Consider the following 23,866-nt stretch of genomic DNA (forward strand, 5'->3'; position numbering starts at 1 on the left):
CAGGAGGCTTCAGCCCGTTATGAAAGCAGAAATCATCGCAGTCGGCACTGAGCTTTTGCTCGGCCAGATCGTCAACAGCAACGCCCAGTTCTTATCAACGGAGCTTGCTGCGCTAGGAATCGATGTTTATTTTCAGACGGTAGTCGGAGACAATAGCAACCGCCTGCAGCAAGCGATCGAAATTGCCCGGAGCCGTGCGGATCTGATCCTCTTCACCGGCGGTATCGGCCCCACCGAAGACGATCTTACCAAAGACGCTCTGGCTGCGGCGCTGGGTCGTGGTTTGCATATCGATACTTTGGCCATGGATCATGTACAGCGCTTTTTTGACGCACGTAAGGTCGTAATGACAGAGAACAACCGCAAGCAAGCTTTGATTATTGAAGGCACAACTCCACTTCCCAATGAGATTGGCTTGGCCGTGGGCGTAGCTCTGGCGCATGAGGATAAGTATTATATTGTTCTGCCTGGACCTCCGCGTGAGATGAAGCCAATGTTCACGGACAAGGCCAAACCATGGCTACTGCAGCATGCGCTGACGGACGAAATGCCGATTTACTCGAAAATGCTCAAGTTTGCCGGTATCGGTGAATCCTTGCTGGAGGACAAGCTGATTGATTTGATCCGCAATCAGACGGATCCAACGATTGCTCCCTATGCCAAGGAGGGCGAGGTGACGGTCCGCATTTCCACCAAGGCCCCTTCAGAGCATGACGCGCTGAAGAAGCTGGATGTTCTGGAAAAGCAGATCAAGGATATCCTTCCGGAACATATGTATGCGAACATTGACGTACCTCTGGAACAATTGATTGTGGACTGGATGGCGGATGCAGGGCTGACTTTGAGTGCGGCGGAGAGCTGCACTGGCGGCCTGCTGATGGAAAGCATTACGAATATTCCCGGCAGCGCGTCGATGTTCGCCGGTGGCATCGTTTGTTATTCTAACGATATCAAGAAGAAGCTCCTGAACGTACCGAGTGATTTTCTGGAGGGCACCAATGCTCCGGGCGCCGTTAGCCGTGAGGTTGCTGAGGTGCTGGCCGAGCAGGTGAGAATGATTGCCGACAGCGATTTCGGACTGTCGGTTACCGGCGTTGCCGGACCGGGTTATTCTGAACGCAAGCCGGTGGGACTCGTCTTTATCGGAATTGCCGAGCGGAACCGCCAGACTGAAGTGTATGAGCTGAATCTGCAGGGTACACGCGAGAATATCCGGCTGCGTTCGGTAAAAGCACTGCTGTATCGTCTCTGGCGCAGGCTGGAGGAGCGGCAGGTGGAGACTCCGCTGGAAGGCTCCGACTTGTAATCTCTTTGGAAGACGTTGTATAATTGACACATACGGAAGAACCGTGGCGCAGAGCTTTCTATGCCGCGGTTTTTTGTTTGAGAATCAGGGTAAGATGATTCTCCTGGCCGCGAAGCTCTTATTATTTGCAACCGGAAGGGGGCTTACAATAAAAGGGAGAGATAGGCCGAAAGTCAAAAAAAACGAATGTATGTTCGAAAAAAAGCTTGGCAAGGTCTTCAAAACACGTTATTATATATATTATAAACAACAGTGAAGGAAGTGGTCTGATTGTCAGATCGTCGTGCGGCGCTTGAGATGGCGCTTCGTCAAATAGAAAAGCAATTCGGTAAAGGTTCTGTAATGAAACTAGGCGAATCCACCCACATGCAAGTGGAAGTTGTACCTAGTGGAGCTTTGGCACTGGATATCGCATTGGGGATTGGCGGATTTCCGAAGGGACGTATTATCGAAGTATACGGACCGGAGTCTTCCGGTAAGACCACAGTTGCGCTTCATGCAATTGCAGAAGTACAAAAGCTTGGGGGACAAGCTGCATTTATTGATGCGGAGCATGCACTTGACCCGAGATATGCTAACAAGCTGGGCGTGAACATAGATGAATTGCTGCTTTCGCAGCCGGATACAGGCGAACAGGCGTTGGAAATTGCTGAAGCGCTTGTCCGCAGTGGAGCGGTAGATATCATTGTTGTTGACTCCGTGGCAGCTTTGGTGCCAAAGGCAGAGATTGAAGGCGACATGGGAGATTCTCACGTAGGTCTGCAGGCTCGTCTAATGTCTCAAGCTCTGCGGAAGCTGTCTGGTGCGATCAACAAATCGAACACCATTGCGATCTTTATTAACCAGCTTCGTGAGAAGATTGGTGTTATGTTCGGTAACCCTGAGACGACTCCTGGTGGCCGGGCTCTGAAATTCTATTCATCCGTTCGACTTGATGTACGTCGCGTAGAGAGCATCAAGATGGGCAACGATGTTGTGGGTAACCGGACGAAAATCAAGGTTGTTAAGAACAAGGTAGCGCCTCCGTTCAAGCAGGCGGATGTTGATATTATGTACGGTGAAGGGATTTCCAAGGAAGGCAGTCTTGTGGATATCGGTACAGAGATGGATATCGTAAACAAGAGTGGTGCCTGGTATTCCTATGAAGGCGAACGTCTTGGTCAGGGACGGGAGAACGCTAAGCAGTTCCTGAAAGAACATCAGGACATCGCCCTCGTAATTGAGAACAAGATTCGTGAAGCCAGCAATCTGACGACGATTGTGGCTGCTCCAAGTGAATCTGAGATTGCAGCAGAGCAGGAAGAAGAAGAAAATCTGCTGATGGAAATCGAATAGTCTGAATTGAATATTCGCTAAGTATAGGCGCCCTGTGAACGACATGACAGGGTGTCTTTTCATAATCATAAGACGTTGAAGAAGGTATACGATAATTGCAATGAGGTGACAAGCAACATGGTTATACAACTTGATTCGGAGCCGGAAGAGCAGGAGGAGCAGGCGTTATCTGATTTTCCGGATGATGGGGTGCTTGAAATCACGCGGGTAGAGCGGCAGAAGAAGTCGGATCACCGCTACATCATTCATTTCGGCCCTTATACGATGACCGTTCATGAAGATGTCATGATTAAATACCGGATGATCACGGGCAATTCTTTTATCAAGGCTGATCTGGAGGAGATTGTAGTTGCGGATGAGCGCCAGCGTGCTTATGTAGAAGGTCTCCGCTATCTGGAGCGCAAGCCGCGAACTGCGCAGGAAATGGCCCGCCGTTTACGGCAGAAGGAAATAGGAGAGACTATTATTGCGGAAGTGGTGCAGCGGCTGCAGGAGGAACGTTTTATTGATGATCCGCTGTACGCCAAGCAGTGGGCGGAGCAGCGCCTCACGAACCAGCGCAAGGGTAAGATGTGGATTCGGCAGGAGCTGCGTGAGAAAGGAATCGATAAGTCACTGATTGCAGAAGCGCTGGAGAATATCAGCCCTGAGGACGAATTGGCGAGTGCACTCCAGACAGGACGCAAGAAGTGGAATATGATTCGCGGGGAAGTCGTCGACAAAAGGCGCAAGACGGGAGCCTTCCTTATGCGGCGCGGTTTTCCGGGAGAAATGGTGCGCCAGGTGATCAACATCTTGCTCGAAGAAGAGAATGCAGAAGGGCAAGAAGAGGATCCATACTTCATGGATTACTAGACTTGACTTTACTTAAGGGATGAGCTCTCTTGACAATGTCTTTTTATAAATAATAAAATATAACATGAATCGGCAAAAGTAAGAACCCTTTTTCCTTCCCAAAAAGGTGATTCTGTTTGCGGTTCGCATACAACTCATATGATATGTAATCGCCGGATATGGCGGGCAGTGTGCATGTGCAGCATGTGCAGTATGGCAATCGGTGAGGTTACCGGTTTTTTGTATGGTGATGAAACGGATAGTTGAACAACTGCACAAATTCCCAAGGCATACCTTGGAGGAACCAACGAGGAGGTGAACAGATGCCAACTTGGGCCTGGATCATTATCGTTCTCGTTGTAGCTGCCTTATTCTTTGGGTTCGGTTATTTTATTCGTAAATCCCTTGCAGAAGCTAAAATTTCAAGCGCTGAGAAAGAAGCCGTAGTCATCGTGGAAAACGCGAGGAAAGAGGCAGAAGCGCTGAAGAAGGAAACGGTATTGGAAGCTAAGGACGAAGTCCACAGAATCCGTACCGAGGCTGATAAAGAAACTCGTGAACGTCGGAACGAAATCCAACGACAAGAGAGACGTTTGCTGCAAAAGGAAGAATCGCTGGATAAAAAAATGGAATCGCTCGAGCGAAAAGAAGAACAAGTAGCTAACAAAGAGAAACGAATCGATGAAACCCAACAACAAATTGATGTCATTTACAAGAACCAAGTTACTGAATTGGAGCGTATTTCCAATCTGAGCATCGACGATGCAAGAAGCATTATTCTCAGCAATGTAGAACAGGAAGTTCGCCACGAAACCGCACAAATGATCAAGGAAATCGAACAGCAGGCGAAGGAAGAAGCGGATAAGAAATCCCGCGAGATCATTACGCTCGCCATTCAACGCTGTGCAGCTGATCACGTTGCGGAGACAACCGTCTCGGTTGTTACGCTGCCGAATGAAGAGATGAAGGGACGGATTATCGGTCGTGAAGGCCGCAACATCCGGGCACTGGAGACTCTCACCGGTATTGACCTCATTATTGATGATACGCCGGAAGCAGTTATTCTATCAGGATTTGATCCAATCCGTCGCGAAGTGGCCCGTACGGCACTTGAGAAGCTGGTTGCAGATGGACGTATCCATCCAGCCCGCATTGAAGAGATGGTGGAGAAATCCCGCAAAGAAGTGGACGAACGGATTCGTGAATACGGTGAGCAGGCTACCTTCGAGGTGGGTGTTCACGGCTTGCATCCAGACCTGATCAAGATTCTGGGCCGCTTGAAATTCCGTACAAGCTATGGACAGAATGTATTGAAGCACTCCATGGAGGTCGCTTATCTGACAGGGCTTATGGCCGGTGAGCTTGGGGAAGACATCGTGCTTGCAAAACGTGCCGGATTGCTCCATGATATCGGCAAAGCGCTGGATCATGAAGTAGAAGGCTCACACGTAGAAATCGGCGTCGAACTGGCGAAGAAGTACAAGGAACATCCGGTAGTTATCAACAGTATTGCGTCCCACCATGGTGACTGTGAAGCCACTTCGGTGATTGCAATGTTGGTTGGTGCGGCTGACGCTCTGTCGGCAGCAAGACCTGGCGCTCGTCGGGAAACACTGGAAACGTACATCAAGCGTCTGGAGAAACTTGAAGAAATTTCCGAATCTTTCGAAGGTGTTGAGAAATCATACGCCATTCAGGCGGGCCGTGAGGTTCGCGTAATGGTACAACCTGAGAAGATTGACGATGCGGAAGCTTTCCGTCTGGCTCGTGATATTACGAAGATGATTGAGAATGAACTGGATTATCCGGGACATATCAAAGTCACTGTAATCCGTGAGACTCGGGCGGTAGAATACGCTAAATAAGCAAATGAAGAATAGTGGCCCCCAAACGGGGCCATTTTTCTGTAAATACGAGTTTCAAACCAAGTGCAAGTCTAGGAGGAGAGTCTTATTAAAGTACTATTTATTGGTGATATCGTCGGCAATACCGGAAGAAAAGCGTTACGTGAAATGCTGCCTTCCCTGAAAAGCAAATACCAACCCCACATCATTATCGTCAACGGTGAGAACGCGGCTGCTGGTCGCGGGATAACGTCGGCTATTGCGAACGAATTCTTCAACTGGGGTGTCCACGGCATCACGATGGGTAACCATACATGGGATAACCGTGATATCTTTGAGTTTATTGACGATGAGCCCCGGCTGATTCGTCCGGCGAACTTCCCTCCCGGCACACCAGGACGTGGATATACGGTAGTAAAAGCTAACGGCAAGCAACTAGCGATTGTGAACCTGCAGGGACGCACCTTTTTGCCGGCTATCGATTGTCCGTTCCGCACGGGCGATGAGATTGTGGAAGAGCTGCGCAGACAGCACAAATGCATCCTGGTTGATTTCCATGCGGAAGCGACCTCCGAGAAGATTGCCATGGGCTATCACATGGATGGACGTGCGTCGATCGTTGTCGGGACCCATACGCATGTGCAGAGCAATGACGATGTAATTTTACCTGGGGGAACTGCGTACTTGACCGATGCCGGCATGGTTGGTTCAAGAGAAGGAATATTGGGTATGGAAAAAGAAGCGGTCCTATACAAATTCAAGACGCAGCTTCCGTCACGCTTCGTCGTGGACGAAGGGAAGTGGCAGCTGCACGGTTTATTTGCAGAACTGGACGAGGCTACTGGAGCGGCTACCAAACTGGAGAAGATCCGCATGCGCGAAGGCGATTGGATCATGGATTAAGAGGAACGGTCAAAATGTAAGATGAATCGGGCGAAAGCAACGTTTTAGGATGAAGTGTGATCTTTTTTATATCGAAAAAGAGTATCTTTTGTACCAATTTGAGTAGAAGTAGCCCGCAAAAAGAAGGAATTATTTCTTCTCCCGCGAATAACATCTACAGAGTGGAAGAACACCATCATTTTTCCCAGGGGAGGTACTTACATGGATGTATTAAAAGTATCAGCTAAATCCAATCCAAATTCCGTCGCCGGTGCATTAGCAGGTGTTCTTCGTGAACGTGGAACGGCCGAATTGCAGGCAATAGGAGCTGGAGCACTGAATCAGGCAGTGAAAGCTGTAGCCATCGCCCGGGGATTTGTGGCACCAAGCGGTGTTGATTTGATTTGCATTCCTGCCTTTACCGACATAGTTATTGATGGAGAAGACCGGACGGCGATTAAACTTATTGTTGAACCGAGATAATAGAGATTGATCTGTTTAAAGCCTGTTTACTTTGGTAAACAGGCTTTTTTGCTGCATATTTACAGATAACACCCCGGGTCTCGGCATAGAATCTGAAGGAGGCTCCATCGTCAGGAAAGTGGAAGGTGGCAGCAGAAAGTGAGGGGAATGCTGTGAGGAAAGCAGACATGAAAGTGGCAGATTTCCACTGCGATGTACTGAGTAAAATGCAGAATTTCGGCGATATTGACTTTCGGAACGATCCGCGTCTGGATGTAACAGCCGAGCGGCTGGCAGCAGGGAATGTGAATCTGCAATGTTTTGCTATCTATTTGTCGGAGCACAGGGGGAAGCTGGGGTTTGAGCGGATATTGGGTCAGATCGATCTTTTCCGTGAAAAAGTAGTAAGGTCAGGAGGCTTGCAGTGGCTTCGCTGGAAAGAGGAAGTGGGAAGTCAGGTCCTTGGAGCGACTAGCGCAGGAATGCTCTCTGTGGAGGGCGTAGACGGTCTGGAGGGCAATCTGTTCTATGCCCAGCTTTGCTTTGAGTTAGGTGTGCGATTTCTGGGGGTCACCTGGAATTATGCTAACTGGGCTGCAGATGGGGTACTTGAGCGACGAAATGGAGGATTTACGGAAAAAGGCAGGAAGCTCGTGGAGTGGTGCAATCAAAGCGGAATGCTGCTGGATGTGTCGCATCTCTCTCCATCGGGTTTCTGGGAGCTTACAGAGCTGAGCGATCGGCCGTTTATTGCCTCTCATTCCAATGCAGCGGCGATATGTGGACATCCACGCAATCTGGTTGATGAACAGATTAAAGCTCTAATTGCAATGGATGGAAGAATGGGACTGACCTTTTTTCCATGGTTTGTAGAAGATCGGGGGAAGGCTGGACAAGAAGACCTGCTGAAGCATATTGAACATGTATGCAGTCTTGGCGGGGAACGGATTCTGATGTTCGGCTCGGATTTTGACGGAATTGACACATGGGTGGAGGGGCTGGAGCACCCGGGAAAATACCCTGAGTTTGCGGAGCTTCTGCTCCGGCATTATCCTGAAGAGCTTGTAAGCGGGTGGTTGTACGGGAACGCTATGACTTTTTTAGGAGAGAATTTGCCTTCAAAGGGGGAGCAAGCGTAGTCCAGCATTGGAATTTATTGTTTCTCTATGTGTCCAATACAAGAAATTATCTTAAAAAGTGACAAGGTTCCTTTAGGTTTTGGGTATTTAGTTGTATAATGTTCTGTGGCTTGTACAGATACTAGAGAAAATTCAAGGAGTGACTTACAATGAGCAAGACTGTACCCGTAGGTGTGTCGGCTAGACATATTCACCTTACGCAAGAGCACGTGGAGGCTTTGTTTGGCCCAGGCTACCAATTGACTGAGTTCAAACCCCTCTCCCAACCCGGCCAATTCGCTGCGAATGAAACTGTAGCGGTAATCGGCACCAAAGGCAAATTTGACAAAGTAAGAATTCTTGGACCAGCTCGTCCGGCTTCCCAATTGGAAGTGTCCCGTACTGATGCATTCGCGCTTGGCGTGAAGGCTCCTGTTCGTGAATCCGGCAATATCGAAGGCACACCGGGCATTACCCTGAAGGGCCCTGCTGGCGAAGTGGAACTGGAAACCGGCGTTATTGTGGCAGCTCGCCATATTCATTTTCATACTTCCGATGCTGAAGCTTGGGGCATCGCTGACAAGCAACTGCTGAAGGTTCGCCTTGGCGGCGAGCGCGGTCTCGTGCTGGAGAACGTAATTGCGCGTGTATCCGACAGCTTTGCACTGGATATGCACATTGATACGGACGAAGCCAATGCAGCCGGTGCCAACAATGGCGATACTGCTGAAATTGTCGACTAGTCTTAATACGTATACAGTTTGAAGAAGCGGGGGAGTAATCCTCCGCTTTTTTGGTGCTCTTTTTTACGCAAATAGTAGCCCGTGTACAATTAATCGTTATTTTTAGTTTGGTACAAGGTTTGGTATGATAGAGCGGATGGTCACAATTGAAGTTACGAGAATGGAGGGTACATAATGAAGTATGATGCCAGCAGTCCGGAGGACTATATTCATCAACTGCCAGAGGAGCGAAAGCAGGCCATAAAGGCGCTGAGAAAGACGGTATTAGGCAATCTGCCGGAAGGCTTCCAAGAGACTATGGGCTATGACATGATCGGTTATGTCGTCCCACACAGCATCTATCCATCTGGTTATCATGCCAAGCCCGAGGAGCCCCTACCGTTTATCAGCTTAGCTTCCCAGAAGAATCATATCGCTTTTTATCATATGGGCATATATATCTTTCCCGAGGTGCTGACCTGGTTTCAGGAAGAGTACCCGAAGCATGTCCAGACTAAACTTGATATGGGAAAAAGCTGCATACGCTTCAAAAATCCAGCGGCCATTCCTTACAATCTGCTCGCGGAGCTGTGCCGCAAGATTACACTGACAGATTATCTACAAAAATATGAGGACGGATTACGTACGCTCAAGAAAAAATAAAGGCTGCCTTCAGCCGTTAGAAACGGAGCGGGCAGCCTTTCAATATGGATGATTGCGTAACTGTTACAACCCGGATACAAGCGCTCCGGCCTGATACGCACGAAGTTCTTCCTGCAGCCCGGTGCTGATGGACATCAGCGGAAGGCGAAGGGTATCGGAACCAATGACTCCAGTATGGCTAAGCAGCCATTTGATGGGAGCGGGATTGGATTCTTTGAATAGCAGAGAGATCAGTGGAGTCTGGCGTTCGAAGGCTTGTTTGGCCTGCTCGAGTTGTCCGGAAGCAAAATACTCGTAGATCTCGATGAATTCTGCCGGACGTACATTCGCCGAAGCCAGCATTCCGCCAGCAGCGCCGCGTCCCAGCATATCCAAGAAATGCTGATCATCGCCGCACAGAATGGGCTTGGAGCCGTATTTGGTCAGCTCGGTGACCAGCAGTGGCGAACCTGAGCAGTCTTTTAGACCAACAACATTGTCCATCTCCAGAATCGTCCGTGCTGTATCGACAGTCATGCCAACACCGGTTCTTCCGGGAATATCATAGGCCATGATCGGTACGCCAACCTCTGCAGCCTTGCGGAAATGCTCAATAATGCCTTGCTGCGAGGGACGGCTGTAATAAGGAACTACAACGAGTGCGGCATCTGCGCCCAAATGACCGGCCAACTCTGTACGTTTTACAGTGGATGCGGTATCGTTCGTTCCAGTACCAACCATAAGCGGGATAGAGGATTGCTTTAAAAGCTCACGGGATGCATTGACCAGGAGCTGAAATTCTTCCACGGTAACCGTCGGCGATTCGCCAGTGGTTCCGTTTACAACCAGACCCTGAATATTATGCTTAATGATGTTGTTCACATAATGCTCATACGAATCCAGATCAACTTCACCGGCTGTATTGAACGGAGTGACCACGGGGACATATACTCCAAAAACCTGTTGTTCTGTAAGCATGATTATCGGCCTCCAACATTTTAGTTGCTGTAAGATTACTTTACCATGGAATAATTCATCGGTGTTATCTATAATAAATGATATGGATCATCATTATTATTGATGTTAGGGTGAGATTATGGATTTGACATACTTGAGAACATTCCGTGAAGTAGCTAAGCGTCAGAGCTTTACCCGTGCCGCCGAGGAGCTGGGTTATGCCCAGTCGAGCGTTACGATGCAGATCCAGAAGATCGAGAAGGAGTATGGTGTTCCGCTTATGGAGAGGCATGGACGCCAGCTGCGCTTGACTCCTCCGGGGGAGGAGCTGTTAAAGCTGTTTGTGGAAATGCTGGATTTGTATGATCGTTCCAAAGAAACGATTGCTCAGCAAATTGGCGGGACACTGACGATCGGAACGATAGATTCCCTGGCCGCGTTTTATTTGCCTCCTTTTCTTCAGCAGCTGCGGACCCGGTTTCCGGGATTGAACATTCATCTGCAGACACAGCAGGAAGCCAATCTGGTCAATAAAATAAAGGACGGGGAAGTTGATATCGGACTTATGCTGGACCGCAGCACGGCAGATTCCTTCCTGAACCGGACGATTATCCGGGAGGAGCCACTGGTACTAATCGCTCCCATTGGACATCCACTGGCTGCACTGGACAGCGTTAAGCTCAAGCATTTGAATAATTGTGAATTCATTGTCTCGGAGGAAAGCTGTATTTACCGGAGTCTGTTCGAGAATTTGCTCAAGGAGCACGGCATTGTGTTCCGCATAGGCTTCGAGCTGTCCAACCTGGAGGCGATCAAGCGCTGTGTCATGAACGGACTGGGCATTGCGCTGCTTCCACGGATTGTGGCCCAGGAGGAGATTGAGCGGGGCTATCTGGCCGAGCTGAATTTTAATCATCCTGAAATCCATTTTGATTTGCAATTGCTAATCCATCCTAAGAAATGGAAGTCCCAACCCCTGCAATCTCTGATTCAGATGCTGATGCAGGATGCGGGAACGCAGGCAGCAGGGCTGTGATTGTGGCATTATGACAATTCACTGAAAAGCCTGCAGAAATGTATAAGTGAGGGCTTAACATGCTAATGTTCTGAATTCGCGAAATTAGCTCTTCCGTAAGATATTATGCTGAAGTCAGCGAATCAAGGCAGTTTAACCTATAAGCAATAGAGGGCACGCCGGTGTCCGTTGTAAGAAACTACGTTGTATTTTTTATTCCCTCTCTATAGTAAATATGCAGTAATATATTGACATATAAAATTATTATATGGTATATAAAAAGAAGTGTTAGCACTCACTTGAGTGGAGTGCTAATCATTTTGTTGTTTTGACCATATGAGACGAATAAAAGAGGTTAACAAAAAGCGAGAAGGAATGAAGGGGAAGGTTTGGAACTGTAGGAGCGAGAGCGTCCAGCCTGAAAGCTTTCCGAAGGAAAGCTCTCATCGGAAGCATAAGCTCATCGGATTTCAACCGCTAGCAGCGGTTTATAATAAAGAAATCTGGGGACAACAGCGGCCGAAAGTCCAAACATTCACCGTAGTGACGATCGAGCTTACGTTCAGATCATACATTCGTCTTATAAAGATGTTTATCTTGAAAGGAGATCAATTTATTCATGGCCAAAAAAAAGTTTAAAGCCGAATCCAAGCGCCTGCTGGAGATGATGATCAACTCCATCTATACGCAGCGGGAGATTTTTCTCAGAGAGCTGATCTCGAATGCCAGCGATGCTATTGATAAAATCTATTACAAAGCATTAGCTGACGATTCGCTGGTCTTCAATAAAGAAGATTACTATATTAAAGTGACTGCTGATAAGGCAAACAGAACGCTGACCATTACCGATACGGGTATCGGTATGACTGCGGAGGAATTGGAGAACAATCTTGGCGTTATTGCGAAGAGCGGCTCCCTGGCCTTCAAGGAAGCGAATGAAGCGAAGGACGGCCATAACATTATCGGTCAGTTCGGGGTTGGCTTCTATTCCGCCTTTATGGTTGCAGACGATGTAACGGTTATCAGTAAGGCGCTGGGCAGTAGTGAAGCGTTCAAATGGGAATCCAAAGGCGCTGACGGCTATACCATCGAACCGGCTGAGAAAGACAGTGTCGGTACCGAGATCACACTGAAGATCAAGGCGAACACCGAAGAAGATCAATATGATGAATACCTAGAAGAGTATCGTCTGAAGTCTATCATCAAGAAATACTCTGACTTCATCCGCTTCCCGATCAAGATGGATATCACCACCAGCCAGCCTAAGGCTGACAGCGAGAACGAGTTCGAGGAAATCTCCGAAGAACAAACCGTGAACAGTATGGTGCCGATCTGGCGGAAGAATAAGAACGAGCTGACGGACGAGGATTATAACAATTTCTATGCCGAGAAGCGCTACGGTTTCGACCAGCCGCTCAAGCACATTCACATCAGTGCTGACGGTGCGGTTGTCTATAACGCGATTCTGTTTATCCCGGAGAATACGCCGTTTGACTACTATACGAAGGAATATGAGAAGGGCCTGGAGCTGTACTCCAACGGCGTCCTGATCATGGACAAATGTAGCGATTTGCTGCCGGATTACTTCAGCTTCGTCAAAGGGATGGTAGATTCCGAGGATCTGTCTCTGAACATTTCGCGTGAGCTGCTGCAGCATGACCGCCAGCTGACTTTGATTGCGAAGAACATTAAGAACAAGATCAAGAGCCAGCTGCAAAGCCTGCTTAAGGACGAAAGAGAGAAATACAATCAGTTCTACAGCGCCTTTGGCAGACAGCTCAAATTCGGCGTATATAACGATTACGGCATGCACAAAGACACGCTGCAGGACCTGCTGATGTTCTACTCTTCCACTGAGAAGAAACTGGTTACACTGGACGAATACGTGACCAGAATGCCGGAAGATCAGAAATATATCTATTATGCTGCAGGTGAATCCGTAGAGCGTATCGAGAAGCTGCCGCAGACCGAACTGGTTGCTGATAAAGGCTATGAAATTCTGTACTTCACCGATGATATTGATGAATTTGCGATCAAGATGATTACCTCTTATAAGGAAAAAGAATTCAGATCCGTCTCCAGCGGCGATCTTGGCATCGAGACCGATGCTGCGGACAAGCCTACCGATGCTGAAGAGAATGAGAACAAAGAGCTATTCGAAGCAATGAAGGGCATTCTGTCCGGCAAGGTTAAGGATGTCAAAGCTTCCAAACGCCTTAAGACCCATCCGGTCTGTCTCTCCACTGAAGGTGAGCTGACCATTGAAATGGAGAAAATCCTGAAATCCATGCCGAATGGTCAGGAAGTGCAAGCAGACAAGGTGCTGGAGATCAACATCAATCACGAAGTGTTCCAGTCTCTGAAGGCGGCTTCGGACAATGATAAAGAGAAGCTGAGTCTGTACACGAACCTGCTGTACAACCAAGCTCTGTTGATTGAAGGTTTGCAGGTAGGCGACCCTGTGCAGTTCACGAACGATATTTGCAAAATCATGGTGTAATTGGCGTAGCCAATTAACATCTCTATAAAGAGTGAATAACCCGTTCCTGGTGTATACCAGGACGGGTTATTTGCTTTCTCTAAAAGCTTAAGTCTTACCCAAAGCAGTCAATAAATTTGGCTGCCAGCGAGGAGAGATATTTGTCCTTCATCCAGATGGCAGCGACGCGGGTGCGCAGCGTCTCGCTGCGGATCTCCTTGTATAACAAGTTGCTATTGTTCACGAGTCCAAAGGCAGATTTGGGAATAATACCGATACCCAGCCCGGCGTTGGCCCAGAGCAGTGTGGTACGGGCATCATCATTCATGCAGAAGAAAGAGGGTTCAAAGCCCTGATCGATACAGGCTTCGCGGATCAGCTGTTCGAACCGCCGATAAATGATCAGCGGCTTGTTTTGCAGCTCACCAACCTCCATGAATGCTTCACCCTCGCTCCAATCGTAGTCGGGGGTCATCACGGCGATCATAGGCTCTGCACTGCTGTATTTGCATTCTAGATTCGTAGTGTTAAAAGGAGTGCGGACAATGCCGACCTCTACGATGCCTTTATTGAGAAGGTCTATTACCATAAAAGTATTGCCTTCATGAATTTCAAATTTGATACCAGCATACATTTTGTGGAATTCGCGCAGTCTATCCTGAAGCAGGGTCGCGCCGGAAGAGGAGACGGTCCCGACAGTAATAGTCCCTTTCATACCTTTAGCGAAGTCATTAATCTCCCGGGTAGTGGAGTCGGCCAGCTCCAGAATCTGCTGCGCCCGGTTTCGTAGAATGATGCCTGCATCGGTGAGCTGTACGCTACGGGGACCACGTTCAAAGAGCTTGACGCCAAGCTCATCTTCAAGAAGCTTGAGCTGCTGGCTCAGAGGTGGCTGGGCCATCTGCAGCTTGCGTGCAGCTGAAGTGATTTGACCTTCCTCGGCGATAGCCAAAAAGTATTTGAGCTGCCTGATGTCCATGGGAGACCTCCAGTTGAGATATGTATATCGTATCGCACTGATACGAATCAAATATTATTAATATGAAAAAAGATATGACATAATCATAACTGGTCTTATAGAAAAATCAAATACTACTTCTTAGGTTAGGTGTGGATTCCTGTGTTCAAAATTGCTGTGTATTTAAAACCGTATCGAAAAGAAGCCATCATCGGCCCCATCTTCAAGCTGCTGGAGGCGATCCTGGAGCTGCTGCTGCCAACCTTTGTTGCCCTGATTATCAATAATGGAATCGGGCATCAGGACAGCGGATATGTGTACCGGATGGGCGGGCTGATGCTCCTGATGTCGCTCCTCGGCTTCGGCTGCTCGATGATCTGCCAGTATTATGCTGCCCGGGCCTCACAGGGTTTTGGTACCACGCTTCGCAACAAGATGTTTCGTCACATCTCGTCATTGTCTTATGCCGAACTGGATACCTTTGGGACGCCTTCGTTGATCAACCGGATCACGAATGACGTGAATCAGCTGCAACTGGCCGTTGCCATGCTGATCCGCCTGGTGATCCGGGCACCGTTTATCTGTATCGGAGCGATTATCATGTCCATGATTCTCGACTTCCGGTTGTCCCTGATTCTGCTGGCAGCCACGCCCGTATTCGGGATTATTTTATACTTGATTATCAGTCGGACATCTCCATTATATCGCCTGTATCAGAAGAAGCTGGATGCATTGGCACTGGTACTGAGCGAGAATCTGTCCGGTCTGCGTGTTATTCGCGCTTTTGCCAAGAGCCGCCAGGAGCGCGCTCGTTTTGCAGAGTCCTCCGATGATTTGACAGCTACGGCGATTCGGGTTGGACGCATCTCTGCCTGGCTGGGACCGCTCACCACATTAGTGGTGAACGCAGCGATTATAGCTATCCTCTGGGCCGGTGGCTTTCACATCGATAGCGGCCGTCTCTCGCAAGGGGAGATCATTGCTTTTATCAACTATGTTACGCAGATCCTACTGGCACTGATTGTGGTCTCTAATCTGGTAATCATTTTTACTAAGGCATCGTCTTCAGCGAGCCGGATCAATGAAGTGCTGGCGGTAACTTCCTCGGTACAAGACACCGGTCTTAGCGAGCCTGCCGGTCACCGGGAGGTACCCAAGATTGCTTTTGACCAAGTGTCCTTCGGATACAGCAGTACCGGTGAGCTGGCACTGGATAATATCTCTGCGGTTATAAATAGGGGGGAGACGATTGGACTGATCGGCAGTACCGGTTCCGGGAAGTCTACCTTTGTGAATCTGATTCCCCGTTTCTATGATGCAGTGGAGGGAAGCATCACTGTGGATGGCCTGGATGTTAGAGAGTATCCGCTCTCCCGGCTGCGGGAGAAGATTGCGATTGTTCCGCAGAAAGCACTGCTATTCACGGGCACTATCGCGGATAATATCCGCTGGGGTAATGAAGGGGCAACGGAAGAGGAGATCCTGCGGGCAGCCGAAGTAGCCCAGGCGGCTGAATTTATTCACAAGCTGCCGGAAGGACTGAATACCAAGGTGTCCAGAGGAGGAATGAATCTGTCCGGCGGACAGAAACAGCGTCTGACTATCGCACGCGCTGTCATCCGTAAGCCACAGGTTCTGATACTGGATGACTCATCTAGCGCGCTTGATTTTGCCACAGATGCAGCACTGCGCAAGGCGCTAAAAGAATACAGCCGGGAAATGACCGTGCTTGTGGTGTCCCAACGGGTAAGCACGGTACGGCAATCGGATAAAATTATCGTATTTGAGGAGGGGCGGATTGCCGGCATCGGAAGTCATGAAGAACTGATGGACAGCTGTGCAGAGTATAAAGAAATCTGCCTGTCCCAGTTATCGAGTGAGGAGTCTGGACAATGAAAAGAAATAATACGTGGAAGAGACTCATCGTCTATACATCCCAGTACCGAAGCCTGATGATTCTCGCGGTCATCTGTGCCATTCTAAGCGTAGTGGCCAGTTTAATTGGGCCGCTCCTGATCGGTAAGGCAATTGACTTTATGATCGGTCCGGGAAAAGTTGATTTTTCGGCCGTTCTGCGCCTGCTGCTCATTCTCGGTGCTATTTATCTCGTCGGCAGTCTCTTTGGATGGTTGCTTACGGCGCTGATGAACCGGATCGCTTACCGGACTATCAATGATATGCGGCGTGAGCTGTTTGACAAGCTGAACATCTTGCCGCTGAAATTTCATGATAATCATCCGCAAGGTGATAGCATCAGCCGTTTTGTCAACGACATGGATGCTGTCTCGGACGGGTTGCAGCAAGGCTTTTCTACCCTTCTGACCGGTGTGGTTACGATTGCGGGAGCGATAGGGCTGATGCTCTACATCAGTCCGCTCATGACCCTGGTGGTGCTCTTGTCCGCTCCGGCTTCGTATTTTGCAGCGCGTTTTATTACGACCCGTTCGCAGCAGATGTTCCGGGATCAGGCTAAAATTCTTGGTGGGCTGAACGGTTATGTGGAAGAGCTGGTTGGCGGGCAGAAGGTTGTTCAAGCTTATCAGTATGAAGAGCGTGCTTTTGCAGCGTTTGCTGAGCAGAATGAAGCGCTGTACCAGACAGGTGTAAAATCACAGTTCTATGGTTCACTATCGAATCCAACAACCCGACTGGTAAACAATCTGACGTTCTCGGTCATTGCGATGATCGGCAGTGTCATGGTCATTATGAACCACCTGACGGTAGGGGATCTCTCCAGTTTCTTGATCTATTCAAACCTGTTCGCTAAGCCGTTCAACGAAATCACTGGAGTGATTACACAATTGCAAGCAGCGACGGCCTCGGCACAGCGTATCTTCGCGATAATGGATTTAGCACCGGAAAAACCGGATGCCGAAGGGGCTGTGGATCTGCAAACCAGCCAGGGAACGATCACGTTCGATCAAGTGCGTTTTGCTTATGATCCGGAGCGGCCACTCATTACCGGGTTCAGCCTGGAAGTGAAGCCGGGAACCCGGGTGGCGATTGTAGGGCAGACGGGAGCGGGGAAGACGACGCTGGTCAACCTGCTGATGCGCTTCTATGATGTCGATAGCGGGACCATCGCGATTGACGGAGTAGACATTAACACCATCACTCGGGACAGTCTGCGCCGCAATTTCGGGATGGTGCTGCAGGAGACATGGTTGTTCGGTGGGACCATCCGCGAGAATATCGCGTATGGCAAGCCCGAGGCCAGTTATGAAGAGGTGGTTGCTGCGTCCAAGGCTGCCAATGCACATGGCTTCATCAAGCGTCTTCCGGAAGGGTATGATACCCGGATCAGTGGCTCCGGGGACAATCTGTCACAGGGTCAGAAGCAGCTGCTGACGATTGCCCGGGTCATGCTGGTGGATCCGCCAATGCTGATTCTGGATGAGGCGACCAGCAGTATTGACACCCTGACAGAGGTACGGATTCAGAAAGCATTCCTGAAGATGATTGCCGGGCGTACCAGCTTTGTGATCGCCCATCGCTTGTCGACGATCCGTGAGTCCGATCTCATCCTCTACATGAAGGACGGCGATATCGTAGAGAGCGGAACTCATGATGAGCTGCTGGTGAGCGGAGGCTATTACGCCCGCTTGTACAACAGTCAATTTGCCGCTGTGTAGTGTCATGATTGTCTAATGTTAAAAAGCGTCCACTCCCTAATGAAATACCGGGAGCGGACGCTTTTATGTTCTCTTAGGAGTCTCAGCTCCATTCGGGTACGGATTTCAGCTCTTTCAGTTCTTTTAGATTTTTACGGTATTCGTTGGGGCTGCAGCCGTTGTCCAGCTTAAACAGCTTGGAGAAATGTGAATAGTTCGAATATCCGACCTTGCTGGCGATGGTGTAAACCGATTGCCGGGTGGTTTCCAGCAGATGCTTAGCAGCCGCCAGTCGGGTCTGGATGATATAATTGCCGAGTGAGATCCCTGTCTCCTTCTTGAAGAGCCGGGCCAGATAATCCGGGTTGAGATAGACAATCTCTGCGAGGCTGTTCCGTGTCAGATCATTACCGCAATGTGTTTTGATGTAATGAGTGATTTCTTCTACGACTGACTTAGGCTGCTCGGCAAAATTGCGGTATTCTGCTGCTGTGTTGACTAGATAACCGATATATTGCTGCATATCCTCAATTGAATTCAGGGAATGGATGAACAGTTGGTCCCCGGCTCTGCCCATGTAGAGCTTATGTGCTTCGATCTCCTTGCTCTTGAGATGAGCATATACGAGCTGTACAATGTCCAGCCGCAGCAGGCTGAGCACCGAGGTGTTGACGATTTGGCCCTGAATCAGCTCGTGCAGATAGCTTAAGGTCAGCTCCAGAAACGCAGTGTAATTATTCTCATTCAGCAGCTGCTCCAGCAGGATCAGATCGGGCGGACTATAAATTGCTTCGGATTTGCGGTAGTGCTCCAGCAGAAAGGTCTGGTTACGGTGCTTGATCATTTCCTCATTCATCACCAGCAATTCCTGAATTTCCTTGCGGATCGCCCCGAGCGTCAGGGATTTGCCAATGTTGCAGCAGGCGTCGCATTTCAGGAATTTGTTGGCCTGGGCAATGAAGACGGAGCAGTGGCCTTCGAGCATTCCAGGGTCAGGACTAATGTTCCATTTTAGAATAATCATCCAGTTATAATCCTTAATCTCTGTAATTGCTTCCACTTGAAAGAGGGGATGCTGGTACAATTCATGCATCACATTTAGCAGCGCATAGTCGAACAGGTTCTTGTCTTCTTTGCCCAGACTTCGGTCATAGGGAAACAGATTAACCAGAACGGGCAAGAATAGATCACAGGGCTGATAAGGAAGGTTCTGCTCAGCTAGATAAGGGGCTAGATTGGCAGGGTCCGCCGGAAAAGATTTACCAGTGATCAGCCTGCGCCAGCTGTGCTCAATCATCTTGCTTCTGTTTTTCTGCCACAGCACGCCTTCACGAATCGCTTTTTCGTTATTTTGCTGCTCCTTAGCCTTGGCAACAGCCTTATGGATAATCAGGGTAAGCTTGTCGAACTCAATCGGCTTCAGGAAATAATCGAAGCTTTGCAGTTCTATCGCTTTCTGCGCATAATTGAAGTCAGCATAATTGGTCAGGAATATCGTCTGGATGCTGTACTGCTCGGAACGAATCCAGGCAAGCAGCTCCAGCCCACTTCCCTGAGGCATTTCGATATCACAGATCAGAATATGCACCGGATGCTGAAGCAGGATTTCACGTGCTTGTGCTACATTGTAAGCGGTATAAATATGATCAATAGACAAAGCGGACCAATCAATCCTTTTCTCCAGTGCCGTAATTACAAAATAATCATCATCCACAAGCAAAGCATTCATCGGCAAATTCCCTCCTCGTCAGCTTCATGTCTGTGGTACTTTGGGAAGCAGTATGGTTACGCAAGCCCCGCCGCTCAGCATATTGGAGAAATGAACCTCCGCCTGCCGCCCATACAGCAGCTCCAGTCTTTGCTGGGTATTCGTGATCCCGATCCGGTGTCCATCGGTTTGATCTAGTAGGTCTCCCCGCGACAGCTTCTCCAGGATTTCCGGCGGAAAGCCCGGCCCGGTATCGGTGATCCGGATACAAGCCTTGTCACCTGCTTCCACATTAAAAGGGGTAAACACCGACAGCCTGATTTGCAGCTCCTGATCTCTTGAGACTGCATACTTTACGGAATTCTCAATGAAGGTCTGGAGCACCAGGGGCGGAATCTGCAGTCCTTCCATACTCACAGGACGTTCGATATGATAAGAGAATGCATTCCGGTAACGAGACTTTTGAATATCCAGATAGATTCGCACGTGCTCGATTTCATCCTCCAAACGTACGAAATTTTCTCCGCTCTGAAAAATGTACCTAAAATACTTAGATGTAGCCATCGACATTTCTTCAATTTCTTCATACATTTGAATTTGGGCCATGCTGTAAATGCTGGTCAGACAATTCAGGAAAAAATGGGGTTTGATTTGCATTTTCATGTAATCGAGCCGAATCTTCTGCTTCTCGAGCTCCTGTTCATACATCTCGATTTTGAACTTTTTTAGCTGATCCACAAGCTGCTTGAACTGTCCATTAGCCTGCTCGAGCTCGATGATGGTGCTGCTCTCGAAATCAGCCGGTTCGCCCTCCGCATTGATGCGGCCCAAATTCTCCGAGAAGCTCTGGATGGGGCTTAGCACCTTGCGCATGAACAGTATCATTACAGCGCTCAGAGTGAAGATCAGCAGGAAAAACAGGACAAGAATCAGCAGCTGGGCAATCATGATTTTCTCAAAGGTGCCGAATTTAATGACCATCTTGACGCTTAATGAGGCGTTGGCAAAATCGCTGATCACCGTAGTCCGGGATTGGATCAGGTCAAGAAAGGATGGCTTAGACTCTTCCTGTAAGGGTGGTTCCTGACCTTTTTCATAGTCTGGTCCCGAAACGATCGTGCCATGTTTATAGACTAGGGAGGCATAGCCGTCGGCACCCAGGTTCATTTGCTGTAGAGGAGCAATCAGGTCATTCGCGGAGATGAGCCCCACCAGGTAGCGGTCATGATACGGTACAAAGCTAATAATGAAATACTTGCCATTGGCGAGAATAGGGGTCCACTTCGCATAGAACTTGTCGTAAACCCCTTTGTTCTCGGTCAAAGAGATAATTTGCCTTTTGACTTCCAGATAGTCGCTGTAGGAGAGGGTCATCGGCGCGCAGTTTAGAAAGAAGTTATGGTTCTCCAGATAGAAGAAAAAGTTATACCCCTGACCGTAGTTTCTTTGCAGCTCCGCAAAACGCATACGCAGCTTCTCGTTCGCCTCCCGGAAGTCAATGCTTTCCACGGGGGAGTTACTCATAGTCTTGATGTTATCATCATTGGCTAAAGCCCAACCCATAAAGTGACTGATGTAGTTAAAGTCATAGTTAATGCGGTTGATATAGAGCTCAGCGGTGTCTTGCAGATACCGGGTGGACTGCTGTTTGACTATGGAGATGGAGGCAATGCTGATCGCGAGGTCCACAACTAATGCGATGAAGGAAATGACGAGCATAATTCGTACGTAATATTTGATGGAATACGGCTTGCTCGGTTTGTGTTTTGCCATAGGCCAGGGGCGCGGTCCTTTCTGGATCCATAGTAATGAATGCGTTTTATATGGTAATAAACACATTATAAGTCTTTCATTTTAAAAAAACATGGCTAAAAATACGCTTTTGACAGCAAAGTCCGGAAAGAACATGGAAAAGTCTGGATTTCAATATGCTTTTGTCATGTGGCAGGGGAGGGATAAATTTAGGAGGGAATATGGAGCTGGAAATGTCCGAATAGCGGTGCTATGAGGTCCGATATTGTTGCACTGGGACCGCTATACTGAAGATGTTCAATCGATTGAGCAGCGTGAGCGGAGAAAAGCTTAGGCCACATCTTTTGGGGAAGGGAATGGATTCATATGTCATCCGGTCAATTCAGTACAGGACGGACATGGGCACAAATCAGGCGTAACTGGGGGCTCTATGTACTGCTTTTTCCCGCTGTAATACTGACCCTGCTGTTCGCCTACAAGCCGATGTACGGGGTTCTCATTGCATTTAAGGATTACAGTCCGGCTTCTGGAATAGGAGGCAGTCCTTGGGCGGGGGTCAAATACTTTGAGAAGTTCTTCAACTCCTATCAATTTTCTGCAACCCTGAAGAACACGCTGGTGATCAGCCTTTACAGCATGGTGACTTTCCCGATTCCAATCATGCTGGCATTGATGGTTAACCAGATGCGGCCGAACCGGTTCAGACGTTTTTTTCAAACGGTATCTTATATGCCACACTTCATCTCGACGGTCGTTATGGTGGGCTTGATGCTGATCTTGTTCTCTCCTAGCACGGGCTTGGTCGGCAATCTCTACAATCTGTTTGGTGGAGATCCTCCCGATCTGATGGGTTCGTCTGCATTGTTCAGCAGTGTGTATGTCTGGTCCGATGTGTGGCAGCATGTCGGCTGGGACAGCATTATTTTCATCGCTGCACTGTCTGCGGTGGATCCGAGCTTATATGAAGCTGCAACCGTGGATGGAGCCAGCCGCTGGCACAAAATCCGGTACATCGACATTCCCATGCTAATGCCAACGGCGGTGACGCTACTGATCCTGCGGGTCGGCGGACTATTGGGTGTCGGATTCGAAAAGGTGTACCTGATGCAGAACGATCTGAACTTACCATCCAGCGAGATTCTATCTACCTATGTTTATAAAATAGGGCTGCTAAGCAGCCAGTACAGCTTCTCGTCGGCAATCAATCTGTTCAATACCATCATCAACTTTATTCTGCTGATCATTGTGAACCAGATCTCCAAGAAGGTTAGTGAAAACAGTCTATGGTAGGAAGGGGGTGCACAAATGAGCGAATTGGAACCTGTAATCCAGCAGCGTCGGAGCATCAGAAACCGCTCTTCCGATTGGGTCATGGAGTTTGGCGTTTACATTGTTGCCGTGTTGTTCCTTGTAATGCTGATCTACCCGCTGTATTTTATTGTAATCGCTTCATTTAGTGATCCGTCGGCCGTGGCAAACGGCAAGGTATGGCTCTTTCCCAGCGGTTTCACACTGGATGGGTATAAGGAGTTGCTGAAGCATGACAACATCTGGATCGGCTATAGAAATACTATCCTGTACACAGTAGTCGGCACGGCGATCGGGTTAGTTGTTAATGTCTCAGCGGCGTATGCGCTATCTCGCAGAGACCTTGTCGGACGCAAGTTTCTGTCTCTGTTCTTCATCTTTACGATGTTCTTCAACGGCGGGCTGATTCCGACCTTTCTGACGATTCGGGATTTCCATTTGTATGACACGTTTCTTGTGATGGTATTGCCCTTTTCCGTAGTCGTGTTCAATATCATCGTAGCCAGGACCTTCTTCCAATCCAGCATTCCCGGTGATTTGTGGGAGGCGGCTCAGATCGACGGTTGTGGCAACCTCCGGTACTTTACTCTGGTAGTACTGCCGCTGTCCAAAGCAATCATAGCCGTGCTGGCACTCTGGATTGCCGTAGGGTATTGGAATTCCTTTTTTAACGCGCTGATCTATCTGAAGAATCCGAATCTGTATCCGCTGCAGTTGATCCTGCGCAACATTCTCATCACCAACCAAATGCAGTCGGGAATAGGAACCGGTGAAGCTGCGCAAATTGCCCTGCGACTCGCCAGCATGATGCGCTATTCCGTCATTATTGTAGCTACGGTACCGATTATGTGCATTTATCCATTTGTGCAAAAGTACTTTAACCAGGGGGTGATGATCGGCGCCGTGAAGGAGTAGACAAGAACTTCTTATAAC

The 23,866-nt window shown here is 48.8% G+C and carries 19 protein-coding genes; 15 read left to right on the forward strand and 4 right to left on the reverse strand.

What is annotated here, in order from left to right; translation table 11 throughout:
• Nucleotides 1-19: 19 nt before the first annotated feature.
• The 9 genes from ACFVU8_RS02535 (at nucleotide 20) to ACFVU8_RS02575 (ending at nucleotide 9,166) form a co-directional block, all read left to right on the forward strand.
• A complete protein-coding gene (locus tag ACFVU8_RS02535) occupies nucleotides 20-1,306 on the forward strand; it encodes a competence/damage-inducible protein A (protein WP_379464336.1) in 1,287 nt (428 codons plus the stop codon).
• Nucleotides 1,307-1,576: 270 nt separating this feature from the next.
• Nucleotides 1,577-2,641, forward strand: a complete 1,065-nt coding sequence (recA, locus tag ACFVU8_RS02540) for a recombinase RecA (protein ID WP_175371887.1) — start codon at nucleotides 1,577-1,579, stop codon at nucleotides 2,639-2,641.
• A gap of 117 nt (nucleotides 2,642-2,758) precedes the next feature.
• Entirely contained in the window at nucleotides 2,759-3,496 is a 738-nt protein-coding gene (locus tag ACFVU8_RS02545) for a regulatory protein RecX (protein ID WP_387425738.1), read from the forward strand.
• 302 nt (nucleotides 3,497-3,798) lie between these two features.
• The gene (gene rny, locus ACFVU8_RS02550) at nucleotides 3,799-5,340 is read left to right on the forward strand and encodes a ribonuclease Y (RefSeq protein ID WP_175371885.1); all 1,542 of its coding nucleotides are present in this window, start codon (nucleotides 3,799-3,801) and stop codon (nucleotides 5,338-5,340) included.
• Between the two features lie 87 nt (nucleotides 5,341-5,427).
• On the forward strand, nucleotides 5,428-6,222 hold the full coding sequence (locus tag ACFVU8_RS02555) for a TIGR00282 family metallophosphoesterase (RefSeq protein ID WP_175371982.1): 795 nt from the start codon (nucleotides 5,428-5,430) through the stop codon (nucleotides 6,220-6,222).
• Nucleotides 6,223-6,423: 201 nt separating this feature from the next.
• Nucleotides 6,424-6,684 (forward strand): stage V sporulation protein S, encoded by a 261-nt coding sequence (locus ACFVU8_RS02560; protein ID WP_036656334.1) that lies wholly within the window; start codon nucleotides 6,424-6,426, stop codon nucleotides 6,682-6,684.
• Between the two features lie 167 nt (nucleotides 6,685-6,851).
• Nucleotides 6,852-7,802, forward strand: a complete 951-nt coding sequence (locus ACFVU8_RS02565; protein ID WP_387427169.1) for a dipeptidase — start codon at nucleotides 6,852-6,854, stop codon at nucleotides 7,800-7,802.
• A gap of 149 nt (nucleotides 7,803-7,951) precedes the next feature.
• Complete coding sequence (gene pduL / locus ACFVU8_RS02570) at nucleotides 7,952-8,524, forward strand: phosphate propanoyltransferase (protein ID WP_066361969.1); 573 nt, start codon at nucleotides 7,952-7,954, stop codon at nucleotides 8,522-8,524.
• Nucleotides 8,525-8,698: 174 nt separating this feature from the next.
• A complete protein-coding gene (locus ACFVU8_RS02575; RefSeq protein WP_387425739.1) occupies nucleotides 8,699-9,166 on the forward strand; it encodes a DUF1801 domain-containing protein in 468 nt (155 codons plus the stop codon).
• A 63-nt stretch (nucleotides 9,167-9,229) separates the two neighbouring features.
• On the opposite strand, the gene dapA is transcribed toward ACFVU8_RS02575, so the two are convergent.
• A complete protein-coding gene (gene dapA / locus ACFVU8_RS02580) occupies nucleotides 9,230-10,123 on the reverse strand; it encodes a 4-hydroxy-tetrahydrodipicolinate synthase (RefSeq protein WP_387425740.1) in 894 nt (297 codons plus the stop codon).
• Nucleotides 10,124-10,241: 118 nt separating this feature from the next.
• Here dapA and ACFVU8_RS02585 point away from each other — a divergent pair, with 118 nt between their 5' ends.
• The gene (locus ACFVU8_RS02585) at nucleotides 10,242-11,138 is read left to right on the forward strand and encodes a LysR family transcriptional regulator (RefSeq protein ID WP_387425741.1); all 897 of its coding nucleotides are present in this window, start codon (nucleotides 10,242-10,244) and stop codon (nucleotides 11,136-11,138) included.
• A 598-nt stretch (nucleotides 11,139-11,736) separates the two neighbouring features.
• Nucleotides 11,737-13,617, forward strand: a complete 1,881-nt coding sequence (htpG, locus tag ACFVU8_RS02590) for a molecular chaperone HtpG (protein WP_387425742.1) — start codon at nucleotides 11,737-11,739, stop codon at nucleotides 13,615-13,617.
• Nucleotides 13,618-13,711: 94 nt separating this feature from the next.
• On the opposite strand, the gene ACFVU8_RS02595 is transcribed toward htpG, so the two are convergent.
• A complete protein-coding gene (locus tag ACFVU8_RS02595; RefSeq protein WP_379464330.1) occupies nucleotides 13,712-14,575 on the reverse strand; it encodes a LysR family transcriptional regulator in 864 nt (287 codons plus the stop codon).
• A gap of 141 nt (nucleotides 14,576-14,716) precedes the next feature.
• On the opposite strand from ACFVU8_RS02595, the gene ACFVU8_RS02600 reads away from it, so the two are divergent.
• Complete coding sequence (locus ACFVU8_RS02600; RefSeq protein WP_175371879.1) at nucleotides 14,717-16,450, forward strand: ABC transporter ATP-binding protein; 1,734 nt, start codon at nucleotides 14,717-14,719, stop codon at nucleotides 16,448-16,450.
• Nucleotides 16,447-18,186, forward strand: coding sequence for an ABC transporter ATP-binding protein (locus tag ACFVU8_RS02605; protein WP_387425743.1), 1,740 nt, complete (start codon nucleotides 16,447-16,449; stop codon nucleotides 18,184-18,186). Before ACFVU8_RS02600 ends, ACFVU8_RS02605 begins: the two co-directional genes overlap by 4 nt.
• A gap of 82 nt (nucleotides 18,187-18,268) precedes the next feature.
• Here the strand turns inward: ACFVU8_RS02605 and ACFVU8_RS02610 are convergent, their stop codons facing one another.
• Together ACFVU8_RS02610 and ACFVU8_RS02615 are read right to left on the reverse strand one after the other, a co-directional pair.
• Nucleotides 18,269-19,894 carry a response regulator transcription factor gene (locus ACFVU8_RS02610; protein ID WP_387425744.1) on the reverse strand — a complete coding sequence of 542 codons (1,626 nt, stop codon included), beginning with the start codon at nucleotides 19,892-19,894 and terminating at the stop codon, nucleotides 18,269-18,271.
• Nucleotides 19,895-19,918: 24 nt separating this feature from the next.
• Nucleotides 19,919-21,646, reverse strand: coding sequence for a sensor histidine kinase (locus ACFVU8_RS02615; protein ID WP_387425745.1), 1,728 nt, complete (start codon nucleotides 21,644-21,646; stop codon nucleotides 19,919-19,921).
• A 345-nt stretch (nucleotides 21,647-21,991) separates the two neighbouring features.
• Here ACFVU8_RS02615 and ACFVU8_RS02620 point away from each other — a divergent pair, with 345 nt between their 5' ends.
• Both ACFVU8_RS02620 and ACFVU8_RS02625 read left to right on the forward strand, forming a co-directional pair.
• Nucleotides 21,992-22,915, forward strand: a complete 924-nt coding sequence (locus ACFVU8_RS02620; protein WP_387425746.1) for an ABC transporter permease — start codon at nucleotides 21,992-21,994, stop codon at nucleotides 22,913-22,915.
• A 15-nt stretch (nucleotides 22,916-22,930) separates the two neighbouring features.
• Nucleotides 22,931-23,848: a carbohydrate ABC transporter permease gene (locus ACFVU8_RS02625; protein WP_379464324.1), complete on the forward strand. Its 918-nt coding sequence runs from the start codon at nucleotides 22,931-22,933 to the stop codon at nucleotides 23,846-23,848.
• Nucleotides 23,849-23,866 lie beyond the last annotated feature (18 nt).

It is taken from the genome of Paenibacillus sp. NPDC058177 (assembly GCF_042883835.1).
Lineage (GTDB): Bacteria > Bacillota > Bacilli > Paenibacillales > Paenibacillaceae > Paenibacillus_AQ > Paenibacillus_AQ agri.

Excerpts from the sequence above, each read along its gene's own strand:
- ACFVU8_RS02535 (WP_379464336.1), top strand. The coding sequence starts at position 20 with ATGAAAGCAGAAATCATCGCAGTCGGCACTGAGCTTTTGCTCGGCCAG.
- ACFVU8_RS02565 (WP_387427169.1), top strand. The coding sequence starts at position 6,852 with ATGAAAGTGGCAGATTTCCACTGCGATGTACTGAGTAAAATGCAGAAT.
- ACFVU8_RS02605 (WP_387425743.1), top strand. The coding sequence starts at position 16,447 with ATGAAAAGAAATAATACGTGGAAGAGACTCATCGTCTATACATCCCAG.
- ACFVU8_RS02585 (WP_387425741.1), top strand. The coding sequence starts at position 10,242 with ATGGATTTGACATACTTGAGAACATTCCGTGAAGTAGCTAAGCGTCAG.
- ACFVU8_RS02560 (WP_036656334.1), top strand. The coding sequence starts at position 6,424 with ATGGATGTATTAAAAGTATCAGCTAAATCCAATCCAAATTCCGTCGCC.
- rny (WP_175371885.1), top strand. The coding sequence starts at position 3,799 with ATGCCAACTTGGGCCTGGATCATTATCGTTCTCGTTGTAGCTGCCTTA.
- ACFVU8_RS02615 (WP_387425745.1), bottom strand. The coding sequence starts at position 21,646 with ATGGCAAAACACAAACCGAGCAAGCCGTATTCCATCAAATATTACGTA.
- ACFVU8_RS02610 (WP_387425744.1), bottom strand. The coding sequence starts at position 19,894 with ATGAATGCTTTGCTTGTGGATGATGATTATTTTGTAATTACGGCACTG.
- ACFVU8_RS02575 (WP_387425739.1), top strand. The coding sequence starts at position 8,699 with ATGAAGTATGATGCCAGCAGTCCGGAGGACTATATTCATCAACTGCCA.
- dapA (WP_387425740.1), bottom strand. The coding sequence starts at position 10,123 with ATGCTTACAGAACAACAGGTTTTTGGAGTATATGTCCCCGTGGTCACT.
- ACFVU8_RS02545 (WP_387425738.1), top strand. The coding sequence starts at position 2,759 with ATGGTTATACAACTTGATTCGGAGCCGGAAGAGCAGGAGGAGCAGGCG.
- pduL (WP_066361969.1), top strand. The coding sequence starts at position 7,952 with ATGAGCAAGACTGTACCCGTAGGTGTGTCGGCTAGACATATTCACCTT.
- ACFVU8_RS02595 (WP_379464330.1), bottom strand. The coding sequence starts at position 14,575 with ATGGACATCAGGCAGCTCAAATACTTTTTGGCTATCGCCGAGGAAGGT.
- htpG (WP_387425742.1), top strand. The coding sequence starts at position 11,737 with ATGGCCAAAAAAAAGTTTAAAGCCGAATCCAAGCGCCTGCTGGAGATG.
- ACFVU8_RS02625 (WP_379464324.1), top strand. The coding sequence starts at position 22,931 with ATGAGCGAATTGGAACCTGTAATCCAGCAGCGTCGGAGCATCAGAAAC.
- ACFVU8_RS02620 (WP_387425746.1), top strand. The coding sequence starts at position 21,992 with ATGTCATCCGGTCAATTCAGTACAGGACGGACATGGGCACAAATCAGG.